General features: G+C 57.9%; 19 protein-coding genes. 8 read left to right on the top strand and 11 right to left on the bottom strand.

Features of this window, described 5'->3' with window-relative positions; genetic code table 11:
- Positions 1-10: 10 nt before the first annotated feature.
- On the top strand, positions 11-490 hold the full coding sequence (locus tag PMW67_RS00950) for a pyridoxamine 5'-phosphate oxidase family protein (RefSeq protein ID WP_271738535.1): 480 nt from the start codon (positions 11-13) through the stop codon (positions 488-490).
- A gap of 69 nt (positions 491-559) precedes the next feature.
- Here the strand turns inward: PMW67_RS00950 and PMW67_RS00945 are convergent, their stop codons facing one another.
- The 4 genes from PMW67_RS00945 to PMW67_RS00930 all read right to left on the bottom strand — a co-directional run bounded on the left by PMW67_RS00945 (position 560) and on the right by PMW67_RS00930 (position 5,824).
- Positions 560-2,752 (bottom strand): ATP-binding protein, encoded by a 2,193-nt coding sequence (locus tag PMW67_RS00945; protein WP_118205439.1) that lies wholly within the window; start codon positions 2,750-2,752, stop codon positions 560-562.
- Complete coding sequence (locus tag PMW67_RS00940; protein WP_271738534.1) at positions 2,749-3,618, bottom strand: substrate-binding periplasmic protein; 870 nt, start codon at positions 3,616-3,618, stop codon at positions 2,749-2,751. The genes PMW67_RS00945 and PMW67_RS00940 overlap by 4 nt, the downstream gene beginning before the upstream one ends.
- 141 nt (positions 3,619-3,759) lie before the next feature.
- The gene (locus PMW67_RS00935) at positions 3,760-4,974 is read right to left on the bottom strand and encodes a MalY/PatB family protein (RefSeq protein WP_271738533.1); all 1,215 of its coding nucleotides are present in this window, start codon (positions 4,972-4,974) and stop codon (positions 3,760-3,762) included.
- Positions 4,975-5,086: 112 nt separating this feature from the next.
- Positions 5,087-5,824 carry an SAM-dependent methyltransferase gene (locus PMW67_RS00930; RefSeq protein ID WP_271738532.1) on the bottom strand — a complete coding sequence of 246 codons (738 nt, stop codon included), beginning with the start codon at positions 5,822-5,824 and terminating at the stop codon, positions 5,087-5,089.
- 141 nt (positions 5,825-5,965) lie between these two features.
- Between PMW67_RS00930 and PMW67_RS00925 the strand changes: the two genes are divergently transcribed.
- The 3 genes from PMW67_RS00925 to PMW67_RS00915 all read left to right on the top strand — a co-directional run bounded on the left by PMW67_RS00925 (position 5,966) and on the right by PMW67_RS00915 (position 8,241).
- Positions 5,966-6,793, top strand: a complete 828-nt coding sequence (locus PMW67_RS00925) for a TipAS antibiotic-recognition domain-containing protein (protein WP_271738531.1) — start codon at positions 5,966-5,968, stop codon at positions 6,791-6,793.
- Between the two features lie 51 nt (positions 6,794-6,844).
- Positions 6,845-7,090, top strand: coding sequence for a glutaredoxin family protein (locus tag PMW67_RS00920; protein WP_271738530.1), 246 nt, complete (start codon positions 6,845-6,847; stop codon positions 7,088-7,090).
- A gap of 884 nt (positions 7,091-7,974) precedes the next feature.
- On the top strand, positions 7,975-8,241 hold the full coding sequence (locus tag PMW67_RS00915) for a ribbon-helix-helix protein, CopG family (RefSeq protein ID WP_271738529.1): 267 nt from the start codon (positions 7,975-7,977) through the stop codon (positions 8,239-8,241).
- A gap of 144 nt (positions 8,242-8,385) precedes the next feature.
- On the opposite strand, the gene PMW67_RS00910 is transcribed toward PMW67_RS00915, so the two are convergent.
- Positions 8,386-9,339, bottom strand: a complete 954-nt coding sequence (locus PMW67_RS00910; RefSeq protein ID WP_271738528.1) for a tRNA dihydrouridine synthase — start codon at positions 9,337-9,339, stop codon at positions 8,386-8,388.
- A 540-nt stretch (positions 9,340-9,879) separates the two neighbouring features.
- Between PMW67_RS00910 and PMW67_RS00905 the strand changes: the two genes are divergently transcribed.
- Both PMW67_RS00905 and PMW67_RS00900 read left to right on the top strand, forming a co-directional pair.
- On the top strand, positions 9,880-10,407 hold the full coding sequence (locus PMW67_RS00905; protein ID WP_271738527.1) for a DUF3592 domain-containing protein: 528 nt from the start codon (positions 9,880-9,882) through the stop codon (positions 10,405-10,407).
- 63 nt (positions 10,408-10,470) lie between these two features.
- Positions 10,471-11,604 (top strand): hypothetical protein, encoded by a 1,134-nt coding sequence (locus PMW67_RS00900; RefSeq protein ID WP_271738526.1) that lies wholly within the window; start codon positions 10,471-10,473, stop codon positions 11,602-11,604.
- A gap of 37 nt (positions 11,605-11,641) precedes the next feature.
- On the opposite strand, the gene PMW67_RS00895 is transcribed toward PMW67_RS00900, so the two are convergent.
- The 5 genes from PMW67_RS00895 to PMW67_RS00875 all read right to left on the bottom strand — a co-directional run bounded on the left by PMW67_RS00895 (position 11,642) and on the right by PMW67_RS00875 (position 19,083).
- Positions 11,642-14,896 (bottom strand): ABC transporter ATP-binding protein/permease, encoded by a 3,255-nt coding sequence (locus PMW67_RS00895; protein WP_271738525.1) that lies wholly within the window; start codon positions 14,894-14,896, stop codon positions 11,642-11,644.
- Between the two features lie 221 nt (positions 14,897-15,117).
- Complete coding sequence (locus PMW67_RS00890) at positions 15,118-16,809, bottom strand: FAD-dependent oxidoreductase (protein WP_271738524.1); 1,692 nt, start codon at positions 16,807-16,809, stop codon at positions 15,118-15,120.
- Positions 16,810-17,034: 225 nt separating this feature from the next.
- Positions 17,035-17,997, bottom strand: a complete 963-nt coding sequence (locus tag PMW67_RS00885; protein WP_118270512.1) for a redoxin domain-containing protein — start codon at positions 17,995-17,997, stop codon at positions 17,035-17,037.
- Positions 17,998-18,032: 35 nt separating this feature from the next.
- Complete coding sequence (locus PMW67_RS00880) at positions 18,033-18,893, bottom strand: 4Fe-4S binding protein (protein WP_334204036.1); 861 nt, start codon at positions 18,891-18,893, stop codon at positions 18,033-18,035.
- Positions 18,894-18,936: 43 nt separating this feature from the next.
- The gene (locus PMW67_RS00875) at positions 18,937-19,083 is read right to left on the bottom strand and encodes a CD1871A family CXXC motif-containing protein (protein ID WP_197032826.1); all 147 of its coding nucleotides are present in this window, start codon (positions 19,081-19,083) and stop codon (positions 18,937-18,939) included.
- An 89-nt stretch (positions 19,084-19,172) separates the two neighbouring features.
- Here PMW67_RS00875 and PMW67_RS00870 point away from each other — a divergent pair, with 89 nt between their 5' ends.
- Entirely contained in the window at positions 19,173-19,847 is a 675-nt protein-coding gene (locus tag PMW67_RS00870) for a response regulator transcription factor (protein WP_253056629.1), read from the top strand.
- Positions 19,844-21,019 carry a sensor histidine kinase gene (locus PMW67_RS00865; RefSeq protein ID WP_118270514.1) on the top strand — a complete coding sequence of 392 codons (1,176 nt, stop codon included), beginning with the start codon at positions 19,844-19,846 and terminating at the stop codon, positions 21,017-21,019. Before PMW67_RS00870 ends, PMW67_RS00865 begins: the two co-directional genes overlap by 4 nt.
- Before the next feature lie 97 nt (positions 21,020-21,116).
- Here PMW67_RS00865 and guaA read toward each other — a convergent pair whose 3' ends face one another.
- On the bottom strand, positions 21,117-22,097 hold the full coding sequence (gene guaA, locus PMW67_RS00860; protein WP_117655542.1) for a glutamine-hydrolyzing GMP synthase: 981 nt from the start codon (positions 22,095-22,097) through the stop codon (positions 21,117-21,119).
- Between the last annotated feature and the right edge of the window lie 84 nt (positions 22,098-22,181).

Here is a 22,181-nt window from a genome sequence, read left to right as displayed (position 1 = left end):
GAAGCCAACGATGTTTAGGCCCTTACGCCGAAAGAAACGCGCCATCACTGACGAGGAAGCGCGCGAGTTGCTCGCTATCTGCAAGCGCGGTGTCTTTGCCGTCAACGGCGATGGTGGCTACCCGTATGCCATTCCCGTCAACTACTTCCTTGACGCCGAGCACGACAAGATTTATTTCCATGGTGCCAAGGCTGGCCACAAGGTCGATTCACTCAGGCGTGATGATAAAGTCTGCTTTACCGTTTACGGCAACGAGTGGTACAAGGACGATGACTGGGCTCCCTACGTTATGAGCGCCGTGGTCTTTGGCCGTTGCCGTCTGGTAGATGAGGCCCCCGCGTTTATCGAGGACAAAGTCCGCCAGTTAGCGCTTAAGTACTACCCTTCTGCCGAAGAAGTCGAGGAGGAAATCGCCAAAGACATCAAGGGCGTCCAACTCTACGAGATTTCGATTGAGCACCTTTGCGGCAAGCAGATTCAAGAAAAGTAAGCCCAAAAACAGGTCCTGCAAATAGCAAAATGGCTCGGTTCCAACCAGTATTGGAACCGAGCCATTTGTTTATGAAGCGTCGGCAGCTATGTGCGCAAGCGCCTCAACGAGATCCTGAGAACTCACGGGTTTGCTCAGATGCGCGTTCATGCCCGCCTCGCGCGAAAGCCTACGGTCGTCGGCAAAGGCATTGGCGCTCACGGCGATAATCGGCGTGGTCGCGGCGTCCTCGCGATCGAGCGCTCGAATCTGACGCGTGGCCTCAAGGCCATCGATGCCGGGCATCATGATGTCCATCAATACCACGTCGTACTCGTGCAGCGCACTCGCGGCAAACGTCTCGACGGCAGACTCGCCATCTTTGACATGTGTCACGACGGCACCGGCGCGGTCGAGCGTAAACTGTGCGATCTCGGCATTCAGGTCGTTATCCTCTACGAGCAAAACGCGCAGGCCCTGGAGCACGTCGCTGTCGCCTGCATCCACGCGAACTGCCTGGGGAATCTCGGAACTCTTGCACTTCTCAAACGGCAGGCAAATGGTAAACGTCGTCCCCTGCCCCAAGGCGCTCGTAAAGCTCATGGTTCCGCCCATAAGCTCGACCAACTGCTTGGCAATAGACGCGCCCAGGCCAGTTCCCGATGAAGCGCCTTCCACCTGTTGTTCCTCGCGGCTGAACGGCTCGTAGAGGTGCTGTTGAAACTCCTCGCTCATGCCAATGCCGTTATCGGCGATCGTGTATTCATAGACGGGGACACCGTCCACCGGCTCCACCTCGCGGCATGTCAGGCGAACATAGCCGCCCTGGCGGTTGTACTTGACGGCATTACCGGCAATATTGAGCAACAGACGCTTGAGGTGCGTCACGCTCACCCGGGCATAGGGATGATCAAGAGTCCGTTGGTCGCAGATAATTGTCACCAGGCGCTCCTCGGCCTGGCGCTCCAGAATATCGCACACCTCACGGTTGAGGGCCACCATATCTGTAGGCACGAGATTCAGGTCGACCTGCCCGCTCTCCAAGCGGCTCATATCGAGTGCCTCGTTCGCAAGGTCGAGCAGCAGTCCCGACGCCGTCCAGATCTTTGAGCGGCACTCAGTCTGCTTTTGCAAGTCGTCCGCGTTGGCATTGCCCACCTCGACCATACCGCGAATGCCGTTGATGGGCGTGCGCAGGTCGTGACTCATGCGACGCAGGAACTCCGTCTTTGCAGAGTTGGCAGACGAAGCTTCGCGCGCCGCTTTTGCCAGCTTGTCGCCATAGTCGCGCTCCTGCAGCAACAGGTCGGCAAAGCGTTGGCTCTCGGCGCGGCGGCGCACCAACACAACAGTGGCTATAACACCGCCGTAGAGTGCCAACACACTGGCAACAACAGCGGCAACAACCTCAAAGTAACGCTGCGCGGGAGCATAGGTGTACACGTAAAAATCGCGCGCTTTACCAAATGTGCCCAGATACCACTCACCGCTGTCGTTAACCAATCTGACCTTACCAGCCAGGCAACGCTCCTTAATGCCGTTGACAACGATGGCATCCGTCGCAGGCAAATCGAACACGCCTGACACGGCGGGCTCGACAGCGTTGGTCGCAACGACCTTACCGTCGTTTTCGATCACGATATTGCCGCTATCGATAGTCTCATAACCATCGAGCAAGCTCTGCAACTTGAGCGTATTGCTCGCGACCGCCTTGGCGCTCTGGTGCCTCACCGCGACAACGATGCCCTCACCGTCCCGCCGGGCCACGCAGCCAATGTCTGCGACCGAATCGTCCGCAAGCGTAATGCGAGCGGTATAGGACTTAAGCGGATGGGCTGCCACCTCCAGCACAGGCGCCTCTTTGAGATTCGCAGCGAGCGACTCGTAGCCCACATCATCCTTCGAGGACTCGGACACCAAGTTGCCCGATGCATCCGTTACGATCAGCGCTGTCACATTAAACTGGTCAGCATATTGCTCCAACGTAGCGTTATCCACCGAGCCGTCGCGCTCCATATCGCGCGCCGCCTCTCCGGCGATCTCCATAACGCGAATCAGGTTTTTGGTCGCATAGGCGCTGTTGAACGCATCGTAGGAAAGGCTCTGTGTCGCCACGTAATCGACAACGTCGGCAAAGCGCTGCTCGGCCTGAGCTGTCGTGTAGGCGTAGCTCGTCACGCCGGCAACAATCGAGAGCGCTATCCCCAACAGGACGACGATGAGCCATTCCCGTGCCGAACGATCGCCCCGCTCCTGAGCGGTGTGGTCGGACGCATCAATCATGACAGGCCCTCCACATTCAAAAAGGGCGAAGGGTCATCAAAATACTTTGACACCAGGCGCTCCATGGTGCCATCGGCAAGCATTTCTTGGTAGGCATGGGTGAGCTTAACGTCGATGCCGCGTGTGTCGTTGATATCGAAAGCGGTGCCCAAACCAACCTCTAGCAGCGGCTCAGACAAAATGCGATACGTCACGCCATAGTCTTTTTCGTAGGTGAGCAGCGAGGACTCATGCGCGGCGATGGCGTCGACTAGGCCCTCGACAAGCGCCGGGTTCAGGTACGAGCGGTCCGAAAAGCTGTAGAGCTCCTTAATCTGCGGAACGTTTTCATTGGTGTGATTGAGCAGAATCGATTCGGGCTTGGTGGTGGACTGGACCGCCACGACCCTACCCTCAAGATCGGCAAGCGTGTAGATATCGCTTTCGGGATCGACAGCAACCACCTGTCGGCTCGCAAGGTACGGCCCCGCCCAGCGATACTCGCCTTCGCGGCCCGTCATACTAAAGCTGCCCATGACGCAATCGAGCTCGCCGCTCGCCAGCAGCTCTTTCTTCTTTTCCCAGTCGATCAGCTGGTACTTTGGCTTGTAGCCAATGCGGCCCAAAGCCTCGGTCAAAATATCGATATCCAGGCCAACGATATCGCCGTACTCGTTGCTATACACAAACGGTGGATAGAGGTCGCTGCCAACGTTGAGCGTCTTAAGGTTGTCGTCTTTGACCTGCGAGGCGGCTGCGCCTTCTGATGCAGACGCCGCGGCCCCATCATTCAACCCGGAACAGCCAGCTATCGCCACGACAAAGGCGCCCACCACTGCAAGCGCAACAAACAACGATATGGCGGCCGAGCGACGAGGTCTTTTCATCGAGCTCCAGACGATCCTGTTTACAGACTCAAGAGCTGAATAATAGCAGACAAAACCGCGCTTGCGCTCAATGGTTACAGATGCTTTACCATACGGGGCCTTCCAGCCAATCTGGCAGACAGCCCCGCATGCAGCACTCACTTACCGTGCATTAAAAACGTAGCGGTCCAAGCGGTCGCACGCCTCCCTTACACGCGAAAGCGGCAGCGCCAGATTCACGCGAATGTGGCAGGGCCCGTGGAACGGACGGCCGTCCTGATACCCCACGCCCACGCGCGCCCCCTCGTCGAGCAACCACTGAATATCGCGGCCATGCTCGCGACACCACTCGGTGCAGTCCAGAAACACCATGTAGGTGCCCTGTGGACGCGAATAGGACACGCCCTCAAAATGCTCGTCCACGTAATCGCAGAAGTAGTCGATGTTGCCGGCAAGCACCTGGTTGAGCTCGTCAACCCACTCGTAGCCCTGCGGCTGGTAGGCACCGATAAGCGCGTGCATGGAAAGGACGTTCATCTCGTTGTAGTGAGTCTTGTTGGACACGGCGCACACGCGGTCGCGCAGCGTCTCGTTATAGATGATGTGGTAGCTGCCGACCAGGCCCGCCAGGTTAAACGTCTTGCTGGGCGCATAGAGAGCAACCGTGCGCATGCGGGCATCTTTGCTCACCGACTGCGTCGGGATATGCTTGTGACCCGGCAGGATGATATCGGACCAAATCTCGTCCGAGATCACCACGCAATCGTGCTGGCGATAGATGTCCATGGCGCGCTCGATCTCGTCGCGCTCCCATACGCGGCCGCAAGGGTTGTGCGGCGAGCAGAACACCGCGGCATGGATGTGGTTTTGAGCGAGCTTTTGCTCCATGTCCTCAAAGTCCATACGCCACACGCCTTGGTCGTCGAGCTTAAGCGGGCTGTGGACAATGCGATAGCCCGCGGCTTCGATAGACTTGGTAAAGCCGATGTAGGTGGGGCTGTGGACCAGCACCGCATCGCCCGGCTGGACATACGCCCGCAGGGTCGACACGACACCGCCCAGCACGCCGTTTTCGTAGCCGATATGCTCCGGGAGCAGACCCTCGACGCCATTACGTCGGCTCTGCCATTCGATGATGCGGTCGAAGTACTCGTCGCGCGGATCGAAATAGCCAAACATGGGATGCTGGGCGCGCTGAATGATGTGCTCCTGGACCGTGGGCACCGTGGCAAAGTTCATGTCCGCCACCCACATGGGGATGCGGTCGAAGCCCTCGTCGGGCGCGTTCGGAGCCATGCCAGGGATCTCGCCCCAGGAGTCAACGGCGATGGCGTCCATGCCGTGGCGGTCGATAAGCGAAGTAAAGTCGTATTTCATGCTGAGCTCCCGTGCAAAGCGGATTGTTTTGATAGGCGTTATTGTCCACCAGCGTGGGCGATTTTGGCACGGGGTTTGGCGTTGAATTTGGCGAGCGCCGTCGAATGGCCAGCTAGTCCCGTGCGTCGTTGACGGCGATTACCGTCAACCTGGTTCCATCAACCGTAAAGGATATGTCGAGTCCGGCGTAGGCCAGATGGTAAACGCGGCTTGGCTCGTGCTTGCTACCCGCGCGGCGCGGATCTTGGCGAAGGACCTCTATCAAGCCGGGGAGCTTTGCGGGCGGAATCATATCCTGCAGCGCTTGCGGAAACTCGACGTCGAGCTCTTGCCACGGCGCATCCTCAATCCAGCCGCCGGTCGCATCCGGGTGACAGTCCGCAAACGGAATGTAGGGCTTGACATCGTAGATGGGCGTGCCGTCACGCAGATCGGCCCCCAGCACATGAATGATGGGACCATCGTCAGTGAGCTCGACACGATCGAGCTTGACACAGGTGAGCCCGATGGGATTAGGGCGAAACGGACTGCGCGTGGCAAACACGCCCACGCGCTCGGCTCCGCCCAGACGCGGCGGACGCACGGTTTTCGACCATTTTGCGTTGGTGCCGGACCTGTCCTGCGTTTTGGCATCGGCGGCAATATCCTTAGCCGTGCCGCCGGGCGTGCCGTTTTCGAAGCGCCAGAGCAGCCATAGGTGAGAGAAGGAGTCCAGACCCTCAACCGCTGCGTTGGAGGCAAATTCCGGCTCAAAAACGATGCGTCCCTGCAGGTGAGGCGCCAAAAAGCTGTTGCGCGGGATGCCGAACTTCTGCGGCAGGTCGGTATGTATGTGTGCGATAGGTTCCATGTCGGTCATTGTACGGCATGGAGGTGTGGGACGTTACGCGCAATTCTTCGCCGCGGTCCCCCGTCGTGCAACCAACGGTTGCTTGGAAGGGCGCCCGCCGCCGCTTATGCTTAAGCCATCAACCAGCAGAAAGGAGCCGTTATGGCCTTTGCAGAAAAGCTCATCGCCGTCCGTCGTGCCCATCACCTTACTCAGGAGCAGCTCGCCGCCAAGCTCTTCGTCACACGCCAAGCCGTCAGCCGTTGGGAGCGCGGCGAGGTCACCCCGGGCATCGACATGATGAAGCTCATTGCCGCCGTGACCGGCGAGCCACTGTCTCATCTGCTCGAAATGCCCGAGCACTATTGCCAGAGCTGCGGCATGATACTCACGCCCGACGATTGCGGTACCGATGCCCACGGCGCCACGACCGACCATTACTGCAAGTGGTGCTACGACCATGGCCAGTACACCTACGACACCACCATGGAGGCAATGATCGAGGACTGTGCCCCGCGGCTGGCACAAAACACCGGCATGTCGCTCGACGAAGCCGTCTCGCTTATGGGCGCTGTCCTGCCACAACTGGAGCGCTGGCGTACCGTGCAGGAAAACGAGGAGCGCTACGGTGCCGAAGCGCGGGCGCGCTATGGCGACGAGGCCGTCGATGCAGCAAACGAGGCACTGCTGGACATGGATCCCGAGACATGGAACGACATGAAGGAACTTGAACGCGCTATTCTGGGCCAGCTCTCGATCGCCATGAGCGTTGGCGACCCAGAGAGCAACGAGGCCCGCAAGCTTATCGCAATGCACCGTCGATGGATTGGCCTTAACTGGGGACGCGAACCCCAAGACGAAGCATACCTGAGCCTCGCCCACGGCTATCTTGCCGATCAGCGCTTTATCGACTACTACGACAAGCCCTGCGGCACCGGAGCCACGGCGTTTCTGGTCCATGCCATCGAGTCGTCGTTGACGCGCGCATAGACTGCGGCGGCTTTGGGTATCTCAACCGAAACCTCAACCGATTGGAGACCTATGGCTACTGATCACAAGCTCGAGCTGTACGTTATGACCGGCTGCCCGTATTGCATAAAGGTCAAGCGCTTTTTGGCGGATAACGGCGTGACCATCCCTGAGCGCAATATCTCGACCGACCCCGATGCCGAGCAGACGCTCATCGCCGTCGGCGGAAAACGCCAGGTTCCCTGCCTGTTCATCGACGGCAAGCCACTCTACGAATCGAGCGACATCATCGCCTGGGTACAGGAGAACCTGATCTAGTACTCATTGGGGACGCACTTAAATGAGTAGTCGTTAAAGAACGTCCCCAATAACTAGTCCCCCGCCGAACCCAAACATATACGCCAGCATCCAAAGTCGACTTTTTTCGACACCTTTGAATGCTGGCGTACAGCTTTTTGTGGGCGGTCGTTGGGGACGTTCTTAAATGACTAGTTGCTTGAGACGGCCTTTGGATTATGGCTGTTTGAAGCCATCCGACGTCTCTGGAAAGGGCTCCTTAGAGGACCGTGTTCAAAAAATGGCAAATATGAGTACTGCTACTTGTTTAGTAACAGCGATTTTAATCATTTCAGGGATCATTCAACGCCCCAAGCGTCCGCAGATGGCGTTATTTATCCCCATATGTTCAATAAAAGAGAAGCCTAATGGTATTAAATCTCATCAGGGACCTTATTTTTGAAGAAGATAAATGCAACCACAATGGCAACAGTACTCATATTTACCCTTTTTTGCACACTGCCCTCCAGAATAGTCGTTAGGGACGACTCAAAATAGCAATTCCGGCACTTAGACGCTCTCTTCTTGAATGACTAGTTGTTAAAGAACACTCAGCGACTACTCCAATTCGCGACACACTGTGTCGCGAATTGAGCTGTTCTCACCACCGAAGACCGGTGAAAGCTCCTGGCCAGAACCTCGATAGTTTGTTAAAGTGCCCCCTCTGCAGGTTCAATGAGCGCTCATGTTCCGACTTGGAAAGTGAAGAAATATCGAAACCATCGATGCCCATTTCCTATCGAAAAAACTAGTCAAAACACGCTAATTAGCTTGATAAGCTGCTTGTATTTTTGTCTACAAAACTGTATACAAAAAGAGATTCCGAGAACCAGCGCTCGACATTATGTCGATCGATAGGAGGCGCTATGGATGCTAAGCAGCTCGAAAAGATGATGGGGTTTGCACCCGGAGAGTTGGAGAAAGCCGCGGAGGCATACGAAAAAGATGAGTGGCCGAAGGGTCGCACCATCAAGCTGGGAAGGCCGTCGATCTCTGATGAGTCAAGCGTTGTTTTATCGGCACGTGTGGGTGAATCGGTTCTTGAGGCGTTTGACGCAAAGGCAAAGCGTCATGGGCAGACACGCACAGAGCGGCTCAGGGAGCTCATTACCCTTGACGCAAGGATTGCCTAGTCCCCCGCCGAACCCAAACGTGTATGTCAGCATCCAAAGTCGACATTTTTCGACATCTTTGGGTGCTGACGTACAGCTTTTGCAACATAGTCGTTGGGGACGCACTTAAATGAGTAGTCGTTAAAGAACGTCCCCAACGACTAACTAGCCGTGAAAGCGGGCTATGGGCGCAAGTGGCTGTTCGCGAAAGACGCGCTCGACGGCGGCGCGGTATTCGTCGACCTTTTTGGTCTTGCGCACGATCTTGTGAACGTTAGCGGGATCGGCGAAGGCGCATTTGGCGTAGAACCACCACTCCTTCATGCGAAAGACCGCATTGCCGCCAATCTCTTCCGCATATGCCGCAAACAGCGTGTCGTGGAAGCGCTGCAGCTCAGCAGCCGTGGCAGTAGGGCCGCCCTTAACCATGCGAGCCAGTGCGGGGTTCGCAAGCAAGCCGCGCCCCAACATTACGTGACGCGTTCCGGGATAGGCCTCCACCAGCGCGTCCATGCCCTCAAGATCAAAAATGTCACCGTTATAGGCCACGGGAAACGGCGCCCGCTCCAGCGTCTCGCCGTAAAACTCTTTGCGCGGCGAACCCGCATAGCGGTCCTTTTGCACGCGCGGATGCACGATCAGCTCTGCCAGCGGCATGCGGCAATAGAGGTCAAGCACACGCTCGTATTCGTCGTCGCTTTCCAACCCCAGCCTGGTCTTGACCGACACCGGCAACGGCGAGCGTTCGCACACGTCGCTCAAGAACACCTCGAGCTCGTCGAGATTGCGCAAGAAACCCGAACCCTTCCCCTTGGCTACAACCGTGCCCGAGGGGCAGCCAAGGTTGAGATTGACCTCGTGATAACCCATGTCGGCGAGCACCTGCGCCGCCCACACAAACTCATCCGCATTCTTGGACATCAGCTGAGGCACCACGTTAAGCCCCTGGTTATTGGCGGGATCGACCTCTTTAAACGCCTTACCGCCAAAGCGGTTGCCCACGCGCGGCGGCGGCAAAAACGGCGTGTAATAACAATCGAGTGCGCCGAAACACTCCGCATGCACGCGACGGAACACATGCCCGGTAATCCCCTCCATAGGGGCCAGCGATAAATACATCAACATCCACTCTCAGATCAATGCGGCAAAGGGACTGCCCCCTTGTCACATCCTATTCAAACGGTTCAGAAACTCTTCGCAGGCGCGAGAACGCAGGCGATATTTTTTCCACACCAGATACGATGCAATGGTGAAGGGGCAAAAGGGCAGTCCCTTTGCCCCAAGTGCCGGCTACCGGACGCAAGCTAGTTGCCGTTCGCGAACGCCGCCCATATTTCGAGGTCTAATACTTTTCCCGAGAAGTGAACGGCTGTATTTGGACCCCCGAAGCATTAGCATTTTTAGGCGTCAAAACCGCAGGATTTGACTGGCAAAACCGCAGGAAATTGCACGCTAAAAGTGTCGATGCTTCGGGAGTCCGTTTTCACTCGTTCACTTCTCGGGAAAAGTATTAGACCTCGATTCCGCAGTCCCCGATGTGACAAAGGAACAGTCCATTTGTCACATTCAGAATTGACCCCCCCCCCCGCAATAGCTCATCGATGGCGGGATTCTCTATACTGGGTCACATATGACGGTATCGCGCCAAAGGAGAACGCCATGACCACCTCGCAGATATCTCTGCTCGCGCTCATCTCGGTTGGAGGCATCGGCATCCTGTTTATCGGAGCGAGCATGCTCATGAAGGCCGCCGCCCGCAAGAAAGCCAAGGCCTGTACCGCCGTGACCATGGGGACGGTCATCGACCATCGCTTTATGGGTGAAGGCAGAATGAAACCCGTTTTGGAATACACCGTCGACGGCACGCAATACCGCGCGAAAAAACAATTCCGTGGCATAAAGACCAAAAGCTTGTCGGGACTCCCCATCCGCACGCAAGCCACCGCCTACGAAGACGCCAAGGGCTGGCTGCACGTGCAGACAGGCCCCATCGCCCGCCTAGGCACCCTCGCGGAGCAGCTTTGGCCCCTCGGTAGCCAAATGACCGTGTACTACAACCCCAGCAACCCAGACAAAAGCTATGTCGAACGCCCCATCGTGGGCAACTTTGCCACACTGATGTTTAACATCGCAGGCTTCTTGCTCATCGCGATGAGCATCTTGTTCTATGTTCTTATCCAGCGCTAGCTCAAACTGATGCGCCCCGCGCCCCATGCGCCGCAACGACCGTTACGACACCAAGGATCAGCCATGGCAACACTTTCCGAACAAGAACGCAAGCGTATCCAGCGATACTGCATCTACCCCAAGGTTGCCGGTGCAGCGCTTGCCATGGCGTTTGTGCTGCCTTTTTTGATCATTCCCTTCGAAATGATTGACGACATCGTCTTCCATCACGAAGGCTTCCAGGAGACGGGCATGATGGCCGCCCTGGTGCTCACCGCCGTCGAGCTCGCCATCTTCTGCTATTGCGCGCTCGCGCCGCGCTTTGGCATGCGCGGCAAGCAGTGGAAAGAAATGCAGCGCCGACTCGCCGTCGAGCAGTCCGAGAAAGACCGCTCGGCACAAATCGCGGGCGTTATTGGCACGCAGGCCGCCGCGCGCCTGCTCAAGAACAGCGACAACGAGACCGCGCGCAACCTGGGTGGCGCGGCAGAAGTCGCCGCTGCCGTAGGCGCCGTCGCCACCGCAGCGGACGTACTTACCGAAAGCTATGTCAACGCAAAGGCCATGGCGGAAGTCCATGGCGTGCCTATCCCCCGTGCAAAAAAGTGGATTATCGCGCTTGTGGCGCTGCCCCTCGCAATCGTGTGCGGTGCCTATATCCCGCAGCTGGCACAGGGAAACATCGAGATGCAGGAGAATGCCGAGGCCGCGGCCGAGCAGATCGCCATCGCCCGCAAGACGCTAGAGCCCGCATGCGAGTACGTGTCCGCCGATGACCCTTACGAGCGATATCAAGATTACGGCTATCACGTCCGCGGCTATCTGCACGACGGCGACTCCGATACCCAGAAGACCTATACGTACCTGGATTTCGACAACAAGGGAACGCTCAAGGAAGTGAGCTACATCGCAGAGATCGGCCCCGACGCGAGCCTTGAGGACAACCTCGCCCGTGTCGAGCTTGACTTGGATGAGCTTTCCTCTGTCGTCCAAACCGTAGACGTCAAGACCGTGAGTCCCGAGCTCCTAGCACCGCAAAAGCTCCCCGAAGAGTTTAGGCAGGCTTTTTTGAACGGTTCGCTCTACGAGAGAATCTCCATCAGGACGAGTGACAGCCCCATCAAAACGTACTATTCGTTTGACACGGATCCCGAGGATGAATTTGACGAGTACACCCATCCAAGCATCCGTATCACATTGATGGGCAAAACGAGCTAGCCACCCAATGTGACAAAGGGACTGTCCCTTTGTCACATTATTCGGAGCGTAGGGCTTCCACAGGGTCTTTCTTGGATGCGCTGCGAGCAGGCAGCAGGCCGGCAACGACCGTCAGCAGCACCGAAATTACAATGAGCATCAGCGCGTCTTGAACGGGCAGGCTCATCAGGTTGGGCACCTGCTTGGCCGCAAGCGCCCAGGCATTAACCGGAAAGCTCACGGCCACCACGACGACAATGGCAAAGACGCCGGCAATGAGGCCTTCGATGAAAGTCTCGGCGTTGAACACGTTGGCCACATTGCGCTTCGACGCGCCGATCGCGCGCAGGATGCCAATCTCCTTTTTACGTTCCAGCACGCTGATGTAGGTGATGATGCCGATCATGATGGAGCTGACGACCAAGCTGATGCTCACAAATGCGATGAGCACCAAGCTGATGGTGTTCACGATGTCGGTTACCGAACCCATGATAATGCCCATGTAGTCGGTGTACGAGATTGCCTGCTCGTCGTGGCCGGCGGCTTTGACCTGCTTGTTATACGCATCGATGTGATCGAGTACGCGCTCCTTGGCCTCAAAGTCGCGCGGGAAAATCTTAACCGAGATGGGATCTGCCTCATCCGCATAGCCCAACGTGGTCAGATTGTTATCGTAGGTGAGCTGCGACGCCTTGGCATAGCTCATCATGAGCGAACTCAGGTCCTCGGCGTCCATGTTGAAATGGATGGCACGAGCAAAGGCGCCCGCATCCACACGCATAGCGCTCGCCAGGTTGGTAAAACTCGAAGACATCTGCGTCGCCATCTGATCCATAAGCCCTGCTGCGCCCGCCTTGAGCTGGGACGATACCGTCGTCGCAATCTGCTCGCTGATCGTCTTCATGACCTGGTCCATAGCCTGCTGCAGATACGGAGCCAGCTGCTTTTGCACATAGTCGGTCATCGCCTGCTGCAGGCGCTCGGCCAGGGCATCGCCGCCCAGCGCCCTGAGCTGAGCCAGGCATTGCTGGGCTGCGGCATCATTCTCAAGATACGACGAGAACGCGGCGGCGAGCTTCGACGCGTCCTTAAGATCTTCGGGCGACAGCGCCTTAAACTGATCAGACTGCAAAAAGCCCTCAAACAGTTGGTTGGCAAGCGTTCCCACCTGCTGCATTTGCTCGGGCGTGAGCTCCAGACCGTCAAAGATGCCCGAGAAATCTGGGGCCGGTGCTTTTGCCATGATGCTGCTGAAGTCGATGTCCTTGCCAACGCCCGAAAGGTCAATATCCAGGCCCGACAAATCGATGCCCGAAAGATCCATGCCACCGGCAGCACCCGAGAGTGCAGATGCATCGAACGAGAACGCGCTCTTCAACGCCGCCTCGTCCACACTGAACATGCTGCCCAGATCCACGCCCTGCTTGGCCTCGCCCTGCAGTTCATCGAAAGATTTGCCCGTAAAGACATCCGTCTCGGGGTGGACAAGCTGCTCCTGCACGATCTGCGAATCGGCGGCGCGCTTCATAAGCTGGCAAGTCAGCGCATGCGTATAGGCAATGCCCGGAGTCAATGCGCTCGCGTTGGCCGTCTCGTTGGGTCGCACCACGCCCACAATGCGCACGTCAATACCGTCGGCAACCTTGGCTTTCATAAAGTCGGCGTCGCCAGACATGTCAGTCCACATGCCGGTCTCTTCGTTTTTGCGATAGGCATCGGACGGCGACAGCACCTTAAACGTCGTGGACAGCGCATCGTCGTAGGTAAAGTCGGTGCCGGCCTTGGGCGTCTCGACCTTGCCGTCGGCCGTCATGGCACTGTTAACCAGGTCGTTGAGCTCATCGATATCCAGCGCACCGATGCTGTAGAGCGTGTAGTCACCCACCGTGCCGCGGCTCGAAAGCACCATCACGGCCTCGTTGGCAGACGTAGGCCAATGGCCGGCAACGACATCGTACTGGCTGTCGAGCAGGCTCTGGTCGTCAATCATCTCGTTAAAGACCGAGGTTCCCATGGAATCCATGCTCACCGTTGCCGCCGAACTTGCGCCGCCGCTCATGGCCTCGGTCATAGCGTTGGGCACCAGCCGGACAGGCTTCTCATCGCCCTTGCCCGCACGATAGACAACCGGCGTCACGCCGTAGCCGTACTGGATAGCGTTGACCTCTTTATTGATACCGTCGCCGTCGTCGTCAAGCCATGCCTTAAAGCTTGTCATATCGTTAGATTTAACACTTGCGAACATGTCCTTTACGGCTGTGACCACAGGGATCTTGTCGGTTCCCTTAGCTTTGCCACCGGTAGCGTCATCGGACGAGCCCTCGCCCTTGGACGCCTCCTCATCGGTAGCCCCATGGCCGCCCATCATGGACGACAGGTCGTAGTCTTGTTTGGAAATCGTCAGCGGGTAGCTCGAGAGCGTGTCCTCCTCGACCTTTTTGATGTAGTCGTTTACGCCGTTGGACAGCGCCAGGATCGCCGCAATGCCGATAATGCCAATCGAGCCCGCAAAGGCCGTCATGGCCGTGCGACCCTTCTTGGTCATGAGGTTTCGGGCAGAAAGCCCCAGCGCCGTCACAAAGCTCATCGAGGTTTTGCGCGTGGGCTTGGCCTCGCGACGCGCGGCCTCGGCAGCATCAAAGGGATCTGAATCGTCGGTGATCTTGCCGTCCGCCAGGGTGACGATGCGCGTGGCGTACTTGTACGCCAGCTCGGGATTGTGCGTGACCATGATGACCAGACGGTCGCGCGCAACGTCCTTGAGCAAATCCATGACCTGCACGGATGTCGTTGAGTCCAAGGCGCCGGTCGGCTCGTCAGCCAGCACAATCTCGGGATCGTTGATCAGGGCGCGGGCAATAGCCACGCGCTGCATCTGGCCGCCCGATAGCTGGCTCGGGCGCTTGTTAACGTGCTCGCCCAGACCGACTGCCTCAAGCGCCTTGCGTGCACGCTGGCGGCGCTCGGCATGCCCCACGCCCGTGAGCGTAAGCGCCAATTCCACGTTTTCCAAAATGGTCTGATGCGGAATGAGGTTGTAGCTCTGAAACACAAAGCCAATGCGATTGTTTCTGTAGGCATCCCAATCGCGGTCGCTGAAGTCCTTGGTCGAGATGCCATCGATCAGCAGGTCGCCGGAATCGAAATGGTCGAGTCCACCAATGACGTTGAGCATCGTAGTTTTACCCGAGCCCGAAGGACCCAGGATGGCTACAAACTCGTTATCGCGAAAAGACAGGCTTACGCTGTCGAGCGCTACCTGCGTAAACGACTGCGTAACGTACCTTTTGCAAATAACTCTGAGATCCAGCATGGACGGCAACCTCTCTCGCGCGGGCGCGCTCGCCCGCTCCCCCGCCGTTCACGTTCGGCGCGTTTGTCCTACTCTATCCTCATTTTTGGCCGATACCAGTGAGGAATGTAACGAACCGCGCCAAAAAACGAACGGGACAGCACGCCGCATGGCGCACCATCCCGCATATAACATCCCCGACGCGACAAAGAGGCTGTCACTTTGTCACATTCCAATGCGCGCTACTTTTCGAGCCCGCACGGCATAACGTTAGCGCTGCCGTGGCGAGCCTCAGTCACGGCTGCAAAGAAGCGATAGCCGCCCGAGAAGTTAAAGCACTCAAAGCCATGCTGCGCCAAAATACGGCAAGCAATGTAGCTGCGAATGCCGCTCTGGCAAATCACGTAGACCGGCTTGGCCCGGTCGAGCTCGCCCAGGCGATTGCGCAGATCATCGACGGGAATGTTTACGAAACCATCGATATGCCCGCGCTCATACTCCCCTTCCGTACGAACATCGAGCAGCTGCACGCTGCCATCGCGTGGCAAGTTGGACTCATCCTCCCAATGCCACTGCGCCAGTATGCCGCGATTGAGGTTCTCGATCATAAAGCCCGCCATATTGACGGGATCCTTCGCCGATGAATACGGCGGCGCGTATGCTAGGTCCAAATCCTTAAGCCTATCGCCGCGCATGCCTGCCTGGATGGCAGTCGCCAGAACGTCGATACGCTTGTCCACACCATCGATGCCCACGATTTGCGCACCCAGCAGGCGCAATCCCTGCTTCTCGAAGACAACCTTCATGGTCATGGGCGTTGCACCCGGATAATAACCCGCATGCGAACCGGGCGACAGGACCACGCTGTCGCAGTCAATTCCCGCCGCGTGTGCCGCCTTTTCGGATAGTCCCGTGCTTGCCGCCGTCAAGTCGAATACCTTGATAACCGATGAGCCCAACGATCCGAGGTAGCAGCTGTCCATGCCGGCTATGACATCGGCGACGACACGCCCCTGCTTGTTGGCGGGGCCGGCGAGCGAAATGACCGCGTCCTCGCCGGTCACCTGATGCGTGACCTGCACGGCATCGCCCACGGCATACACGTCGGCAGCAGAGGTCTCCATGCGGTCGTTGACCACAATAGCCCCCTTGATGCCCAGTTCGAGCCCCGCCTCTTGCGCCAGATGGCTCTCAGGTGCCACGCCAATGGCAAGCAGCACCATATCGGCTCCGATAGGGTCATCGCCCGCAACATGGGTGACAACGCGGCCATCAACTTCCTCAAAACCTGTCACATCGGCCTTGAGGCGCAGATCGATACCGTGCTCACGCACCTCGGTATGCAAAAGGGTCGCCATGTCGTAATCCAGGTTGTTCATAAGCTGGACGGGACGCTGCAGAAGGGTCACCTGGAGCCCCAGCTCACACAGATTCTCCGCCGTCTCGACGCCAATGAAGCCGCCGCCGATCACGACGGCACTGCTCGGTCGCCGCTCTCGAACATAGCTGTGAATACGCAGCGTGTCCTCAACGGTGCGTAGGCTAAAGATTTTATCCGAGTCGATGCCCGGCAACGCAGGGCGAATCGGCTTTGCACCCGGCGACAGGATGAGCTTGTCATACGTCTCGACAAATTCCTCGCCCGTCAGCATATTGCGAACCTCGACCGTATGCGAATCGGGATGGATGGCAAACACCTCGTGACTCGTCTTGACCGCAATGCGAAAGCGATCCCAAAAGCCCTTGGGAGACTGCAGCGTCAATGCGCTCTCTTCTTCTATCACGCCGCCAATGTAGTACGGAAGCCCACAGTTGGCATACGATACAAAACCCGTGCGCTCAAAGATGACAATTTGGGCCTGCTCGTCGAGTCTGCGCAAACGTGCCGCCGCCGATGCGCCGCCCGCGACGCCTCCAACGATAACCACCTTCATAGCTAACGCACCACCTTTCCCGTGTAGCCGCTTATGCCGCCGATATTCTTGACACTGCCATACCCAGAACGCTTAAGAAAACTCACAGCTTGGTTGCTTCGCGCACCGCTCAGGCAATGCACGAAAAGCTGCGTGCCCTTTCAACGTATACCCATGATGCTACCCCGAAGCAGAAAAAGAGTCGCTGTTTCCAGCGACTCCCCTTCAGTTGTCTGTCCCACGGACTTACTGTTCGCTCTTCGCGAGTGCTTGATCGATCAGTTTATTGAGCGCCTCGCGCTGCTCAGCGGAGTTGATGCCGCCCATGATCGGCTCTCCCACAATGTTACCGTTCTGGTCGATCACGTACGTGGTCGGGAACGAGTACAGGTTGGAGGTGAACTTGCCGGCCTCGCTATCCGACTTGAACCAGATGTTCTTGTACGTCACGCCCTTCTTGGAAAGTACGTCCTTGGCGTCTGCCACCTCGTCTTTGTTGCCATCGAGCGTAAAGGAATTAACGCCCACGACCTGGCCGCCCTTCTCGGCAAGCTCCTTGTTGAGCTTCTCCAGATCGCCCAGCTCTCCCACGCACGGCTTGCAGGTGGTAAACCAGAAGTTCATGACGGTGACCTTGTTCTTGGAGAACAGCTCGTCGCTGTTTACATCGTTGCCGTCCAAGTCCTTGCCCTTAAAGCTGGGGAACTTCGTCTCCCCGCTCTCGCCGTTGGTCATGCCTGCGGTCGAGGCATCGACGCTCTCTCCCTCGCCGGGCGTGCTGCCACATCCGGGAAACTCCTTCTCCAGCGCCATGAGCTTATCCTCGATCTCCTTGACCTGCTGCGCGCCGGCCTTAAGCGTCTTGAGCTCGTCAGCCGTAAACTGATCCTTGGCGCCCTCGATGGTATCAAGCAAAAAGTCGCCGTAGTTCTTGCCGTCCTCAATCATGGGAGTGTCTTTGTTGGCCGCAAGAAACACCTTTTCCCATAGGGCGTTATCGCTCGCAAAGATCTCGTTTTCCTTTTGCAGCAGCTGCTGGTACAGCTCGGCCGCCTCCTCGGCGCTCGACGGCTTTTGTGCCACAAGCTCGGCGATTTGCGTATCGCCGCTCGTGGCATCCTTTGCGTCGCCCTTGGGGGCAGAGCACGCTGCGAGAGTCAGCGCCAGCACGGGCAGCATCAACAAGGCCGCAATTTTTGACAGTTTCATGGTTCCTCCGTTTATATCGAAGCTTATATAGATACCTATTTGTTTTCGCAGGCTTGCGCGGGCTGCGCGGGTTTGTCGCCCGTCACACCCAGCCCGTAGCGAAAGCTAATGGCATCGACGGGGCATGCGCCCACGCATTTGCCGCAACGAATGCACTCGGCATGGTTGGGCGTACGCGTAACGTCCACGTCCATCTGACACACTTTGGCGCACTTACCGCACGAGACGCATTTGCACTGGTCAACCTGAATCCCGAGCAACGACACCTTGTTCATGAGTGCATAAAACGCACCGAGGGGGCAAATCCATTTACAGAAGGGGCGGTAGAACAGCACGCTCAGCACCGCAACCACAATGAGGATCGCGAGCTTCCAGGTAAAGAGCTTTCCCAGCGCGGAGCGGATTCCCACGTTCATGATGGACAGCGGAATCGCGCCCTCGAGCACACCCTGCGGGCAGATGTACTTGCAAAAGAACGGGTCGCCCATGCCCACATCGTTGACTACCAGAACGGGCAGTAGCACCACGGCAAACAGCAGCACGGCGTACTTGATGTACGTGAGCGGCTTGAGCTTTTTCGTCGAGAGCTTTTTGCCGGGAATCTTATGCAGAAGCTCTTGCAGCCATCCAAACGGGCATAAAAAGCCGCATACAAAACGTCCCAGCAGCACGCCGATCAGGATGAGTGTTCCGGTGACGTAATACGAAAAGCTGAACTTAGACGAGCCCACCACCGACTGAAACGACCCGATGGGGCACGCACCTGAGGCCGCCGGACACGAGTAGCAGTTGAGCCCCGGCACGCAGACGGCTTTGCCCGCCCCCTGGTAGATGCCTCCCTTGGCAAAATTAGGCAGGTGAATGTTGGTCGCAAGCGTTGCCGCCGCCTGAATCAATCCGCGAAATCTCGCCAAAAGATGCGATACGGTATTTTTTCTTTTAACCAATTCCGATACACTCCAAGCACAGCCTGATTGCCTTGGCCAGCACGGCATCTGCCTCGCCGCGCATAATGCCAAAGCCAACCATGGCTACCCCAACGATCAGCAAAGCCACCTGCGCCACAGGCTTAATCGCTTTGAACAATCTGACCACTCCTTTCGTTTCGCGACCCATTGGACCATACCGACTATAAAATCCGTGTTAAGCGCGAATGACTATGCAAGGAGAACGTTATGCGCATCTTGGTCGTCGAGGACGAGCGGGCGCTGTGCGATGCAATCGCACGCAGCCTGCGCAACTTGGCCTATAGCGTCGACTGCTGCTACGACGGGCAGCAGGCCCTCGATCTGCTCGATATCGAGACCTTCGATCTTGTCGTGCTCGACCTTAATCTCCCCCACGTCGACGGCATGACCGTACTCAGGCAGCTCAGAATTACCGATTGTGAGACCAAGGTGCTCGTGCTGTCGGCACGCGGCGAGGTCTCCGACAAGGTAGCGGGGCTCGATGCGGGCGCCAACGACTACCTCACCAAGCCGTTCCACCTTGACGAGCTGGCGGCACGTATCCGCAGCCTCACGCTCAGGCGCTTTACGCAAAGCGATGTTGTCCTGACCTGCGGATCGCTGAGCTTTGACACCAAGGCGCGCGTCGCCTCCGTGGGCGACGAGGCCCTATCCCTCACACGCAAGGAGACCGGCATCTTGGAGTACCTGATGCTTAACCAGGGACGACCGGTGAGCCAAGAGGAGCTCATCGACCACGTATGGGATAGCAGTGTCAACAGCTTTAGCAACGCGACCCGCGTGCACATCTCGTCACTGCGCAAAAAGCTGCGCGGCGCGTTGGGGCACGACCCCATCCGTAACCGAATCGGCGAGGGCTACGTTATGGAGGACGGCGAATGAAGCGACTGTCCCTGCAATGGCGCATCACGTTGATGACAGCTCTGCTGATATGTTTGACCTGCGTACTTATTAATTGCCTGGTTGGCTACTCCGGCATGCGCTACATGGACTCAATCGGTACTGAAATGTCGGAGCATAGCAAGGCGGAGGCGGCCTCGCCCAACTCGTTCGACCCGACGAGCAAGGAGCTCGACGACGATCTGACCATCGTCGTGAGCGACGCCCAAGAATCGTTTGGTGCGACGAGCTGGTACATAACCGCAGCGGTGACGCTACTCGGTGGCGTGCTGGCCTACTTTGTGAGCGGGCATGCGTTGCAGCCGCTGCGTACCTTTGCAGCGCAAGTCGAGAGCGTGCGGCCCGACAACCTCGCCGACACAAAGATCAGCGAAGATGTGCCCTCTGAGCTTAGGCGTTGCAGCGCGTCGTTTAACGACATGATTGCCCGCCTTGACGAAGGTTTTTCTGCACAAAAACAGTTTACGGGCAATGCGGCGCACGAGCTGCGCACGCCGCTTGCGCTCATGCAAGCTCAGGTTGAGCTATTTTGCGCCGAGCACCCCGACGCCGATGCAGATACAGCGCGTCTGCTCGGGCTGCTGCAAGAGCAGACCGAGCGAATGACGCACATGACAAAGACCCTGCTCGAGATGAGCGAGTTGCGCAGCGTCCCCTGCAACGATGCGATTGACCTGGCGCCGATGATCGAAGAAGTGCTCACCGACCTGGCGCCCCTTGCCGAGCAAAAGGGCATCGCGCTCGCAAGCGAGGGCGACGCGCAAACGACCGGCAGCGACACGCTGATCTATCGGCTGCTGTTCAACTTGGCCGAAAACGCCATTCGCTACAGCACGCCCAACTCGACCGTGCGAATCAGCGCCCGCGTCGAGGGCGACCGTGTACTGCTACGGGTGCACGACCAGGGACAAGGCATTCCCGAGCAATACCAGACGAGCATCTTTCAGCCCTTCTTTCGCGTCGATAAATCGCGCAGCAGGGCATATGGCGGCGTGGGGCTGGGGCTTGCGCTGGTCTGGGAGATCGCCGCACTCCACGGCGGTTCCATCGAGGTCGAAGAGAGCTCAGAGAGGGGAACGACTATGCTCGTGACTCTTCCCGCGCATAACATCGAAGATGCGACAAAGGAACTGCCCCTTTGTCACATCTGTTAGTTCGCAGGATACGTGAGGCCCAAGATGCACGAAATTGGGCGAAGCGCCAGCAAAAAGCCCCCGCTTCCAAGCGGAAACGGGGGCTAGGTGAGTTAGCTTACTCCCACTCCACCGTGCCAACCGGCTTCGGCGTGAGGTCGTAGCACACGCGGCAGATACGGGGAACCTCGGCGGTGACGCGAGCGGTGATGCGCTTGAGCAACGCCCAGTCGAGCTCAGGCACCTCGGCGGTCATAACATCGACGGTGTTGATGCAGCGAATGATGCAGGGCCAATCGTAGGCGCGCTTGCCCTCGCGCACGCCGGTGGCGCGGAAGTCGGGCACGACGGCAAAATACTGCCAGATGGTCAGACCCGCCTTGTCGATCTCCTCGCGCACGATCGCGTCGGCTTCGCGCAGCGCCTCAAGACGGTCGCGGGTGATGGCACCAAGGCAGCGGACGCCCAGGCCGGGACCGGGGAACGGCTGGCGCTCGACCATGTTCTCGGGCAGGCCGAGCTCGCGACCGACCACGCGGACCTCGTCCTTGTACAGCAGTTTGACGGGCTCGCAGAGCTCAAACTGTAGGTCCTCGGGCAGACCGCCCACGTTGTGGTGAGCCTTCACGCCGTCTTGGGACTCAAGAATGTCGGGATAGATGGTGCCCTGGGCGAGGAAACTGACCTCGTCGCCAACCTTGCGGGCCTCCTCCTCGAACACGCGAATGAACTCGGCGCCGATAATCTTGCGCTTTGCCTCGGGCTCCTCGACGTCCACGAGCTTATCCAGGAAGCGATCAGTAGCGTCGACATAGACCAGGTTCGCATCCATCTGGTTCTTGAAGACGTCGACGACCTGCTCGCTCTCGCCCTTGCGCATCAGGCCGTGATTCACATGCACGCAGATAAGCTGCTTGCCGATGGCCTTGATCAGCAGTGCCGCGACAACGGAGCTGTCAACGCCGCCGGAAAGGGCCAGCAGGACTTTCTTGTCGCCGATCTGCTCGCGGATTGCAGCGATCTGCTCTTCGATGAACGCCTGGGCAAGTTCGGGAGTGGTGATTCGCACCATGTCGTCGGGACGCTTGTTGGGATCCATGCAGAGCTCCTTTTCGGTTCGATGGGAGTGCGTTGCATGTATGCAAACGCACCGTCATATGACCTCATTATATGCAGAGCAAGG

The organism is Collinsella aerofaciens, from assembly GCF_028209395.1.
Lineage (GTDB): Bacteria > Actinomycetota > Coriobacteriia > Coriobacteriales > Coriobacteriaceae > Collinsella > Collinsella aerofaciens_AZ.
This window is presented reverse-complemented; position numbering and strand designations above follow the sequence as displayed.

Bases quoted from the DNA above. Each gene is read 5' to 3' on its own strand.
- PMW67_RS00920 (WP_271738530.1), top strand. From the start codon at position 6,845: ATGGCTACTGATCACAAGCTCGAGCTGTACGTTATGACCGGCTGCCCG.
- PMW67_RS00935 (WP_271738533.1), bottom strand. From the start codon at position 4,974: ATGAAATACGACTTTACTTCGCTTATCGACCGCCACGGCATGGACGCC.
- PMW67_RS00940 (WP_271738534.1), bottom strand. From the start codon at position 3,618: ATGAAAAGACCTCGTCGCTCGGCCGCCATATCGTTGTTTGTTGCGCTT.
- PMW67_RS00915 (WP_271738529.1), top strand. From the start codon at position 7,975: ATGGATGCTAAGCAGCTCGAAAAGATGATGGGGTTTGCACCCGGAGAG.
- PMW67_RS00930 (WP_271738532.1), bottom strand. From the start codon at position 5,824: ATGGAACCTATCGCACACATACATACCGACCTGCCGCAGAAGTTCGGC.
- PMW67_RS00910 (WP_271738528.1), bottom strand. From the start codon at position 9,339: ATGTATTTATCGCTGGCCCCTATGGAGGGGATTACCGGGCATGTGTTC.
- PMW67_RS00890 (WP_271738524.1), bottom strand. From the start codon at position 16,809: ATGAAGGTGGTTATCGTTGGAGGCGTCGCGGGCGGCGCATCGGCGGCG.
- PMW67_RS00905 (WP_271738527.1), top strand. From the start codon at position 9,880: ATGACCACCTCGCAGATATCTCTGCTCGCGCTCATCTCGGTTGGAGGC.
- PMW67_RS00885 (WP_118270512.1), bottom strand. From the start codon at position 17,997: ATGAAACTGTCAAAAATTGCGGCCTTGTTGATGCTGCCCGTGCTGGCG.
- PMW67_RS00865 (WP_118270514.1), top strand. From the start codon at position 19,844: ATGAAGCGACTGTCCCTGCAATGGCGCATCACGTTGATGACAGCTCTG.
- PMW67_RS00900 (WP_271738526.1), top strand. From the start codon at position 10,471: ATGGCAACACTTTCCGAACAAGAACGCAAGCGTATCCAGCGATACTGC.
- PMW67_RS00870 (WP_253056629.1), top strand. From the start codon at position 19,173: ATGCGCATCTTGGTCGTCGAGGACGAGCGGGCGCTGTGCGATGCAATC.
- PMW67_RS00950 (WP_271738535.1), top strand. From the start codon at position 11: ATGTTTAGGCCCTTACGCCGAAAGAAACGCGCCATCACTGACGAGGAA.
- guaA (WP_117655542.1), bottom strand. From the start codon at position 22,097: ATGGATCCCAACAAGCGTCCCGACGACATGGTGCGAATCACCACTCCC.
- PMW67_RS00945 (WP_118205439.1), bottom strand. From the start codon at position 2,752: ATGATTGATGCGTCCGACCACACCGCTCAGGAGCGGGGCGATCGTTCG.
- PMW67_RS00895 (WP_271738525.1), bottom strand. From the start codon at position 14,896: ATGCTGGATCTCAGAGTTATTTGCAAAAGGTACGTTACGCAGTCGTTT.
- PMW67_RS00925 (WP_271738531.1), top strand. From the start codon at position 5,966: ATGGCCTTTGCAGAAAAGCTCATCGCCGTCCGTCGTGCCCATCACCTT.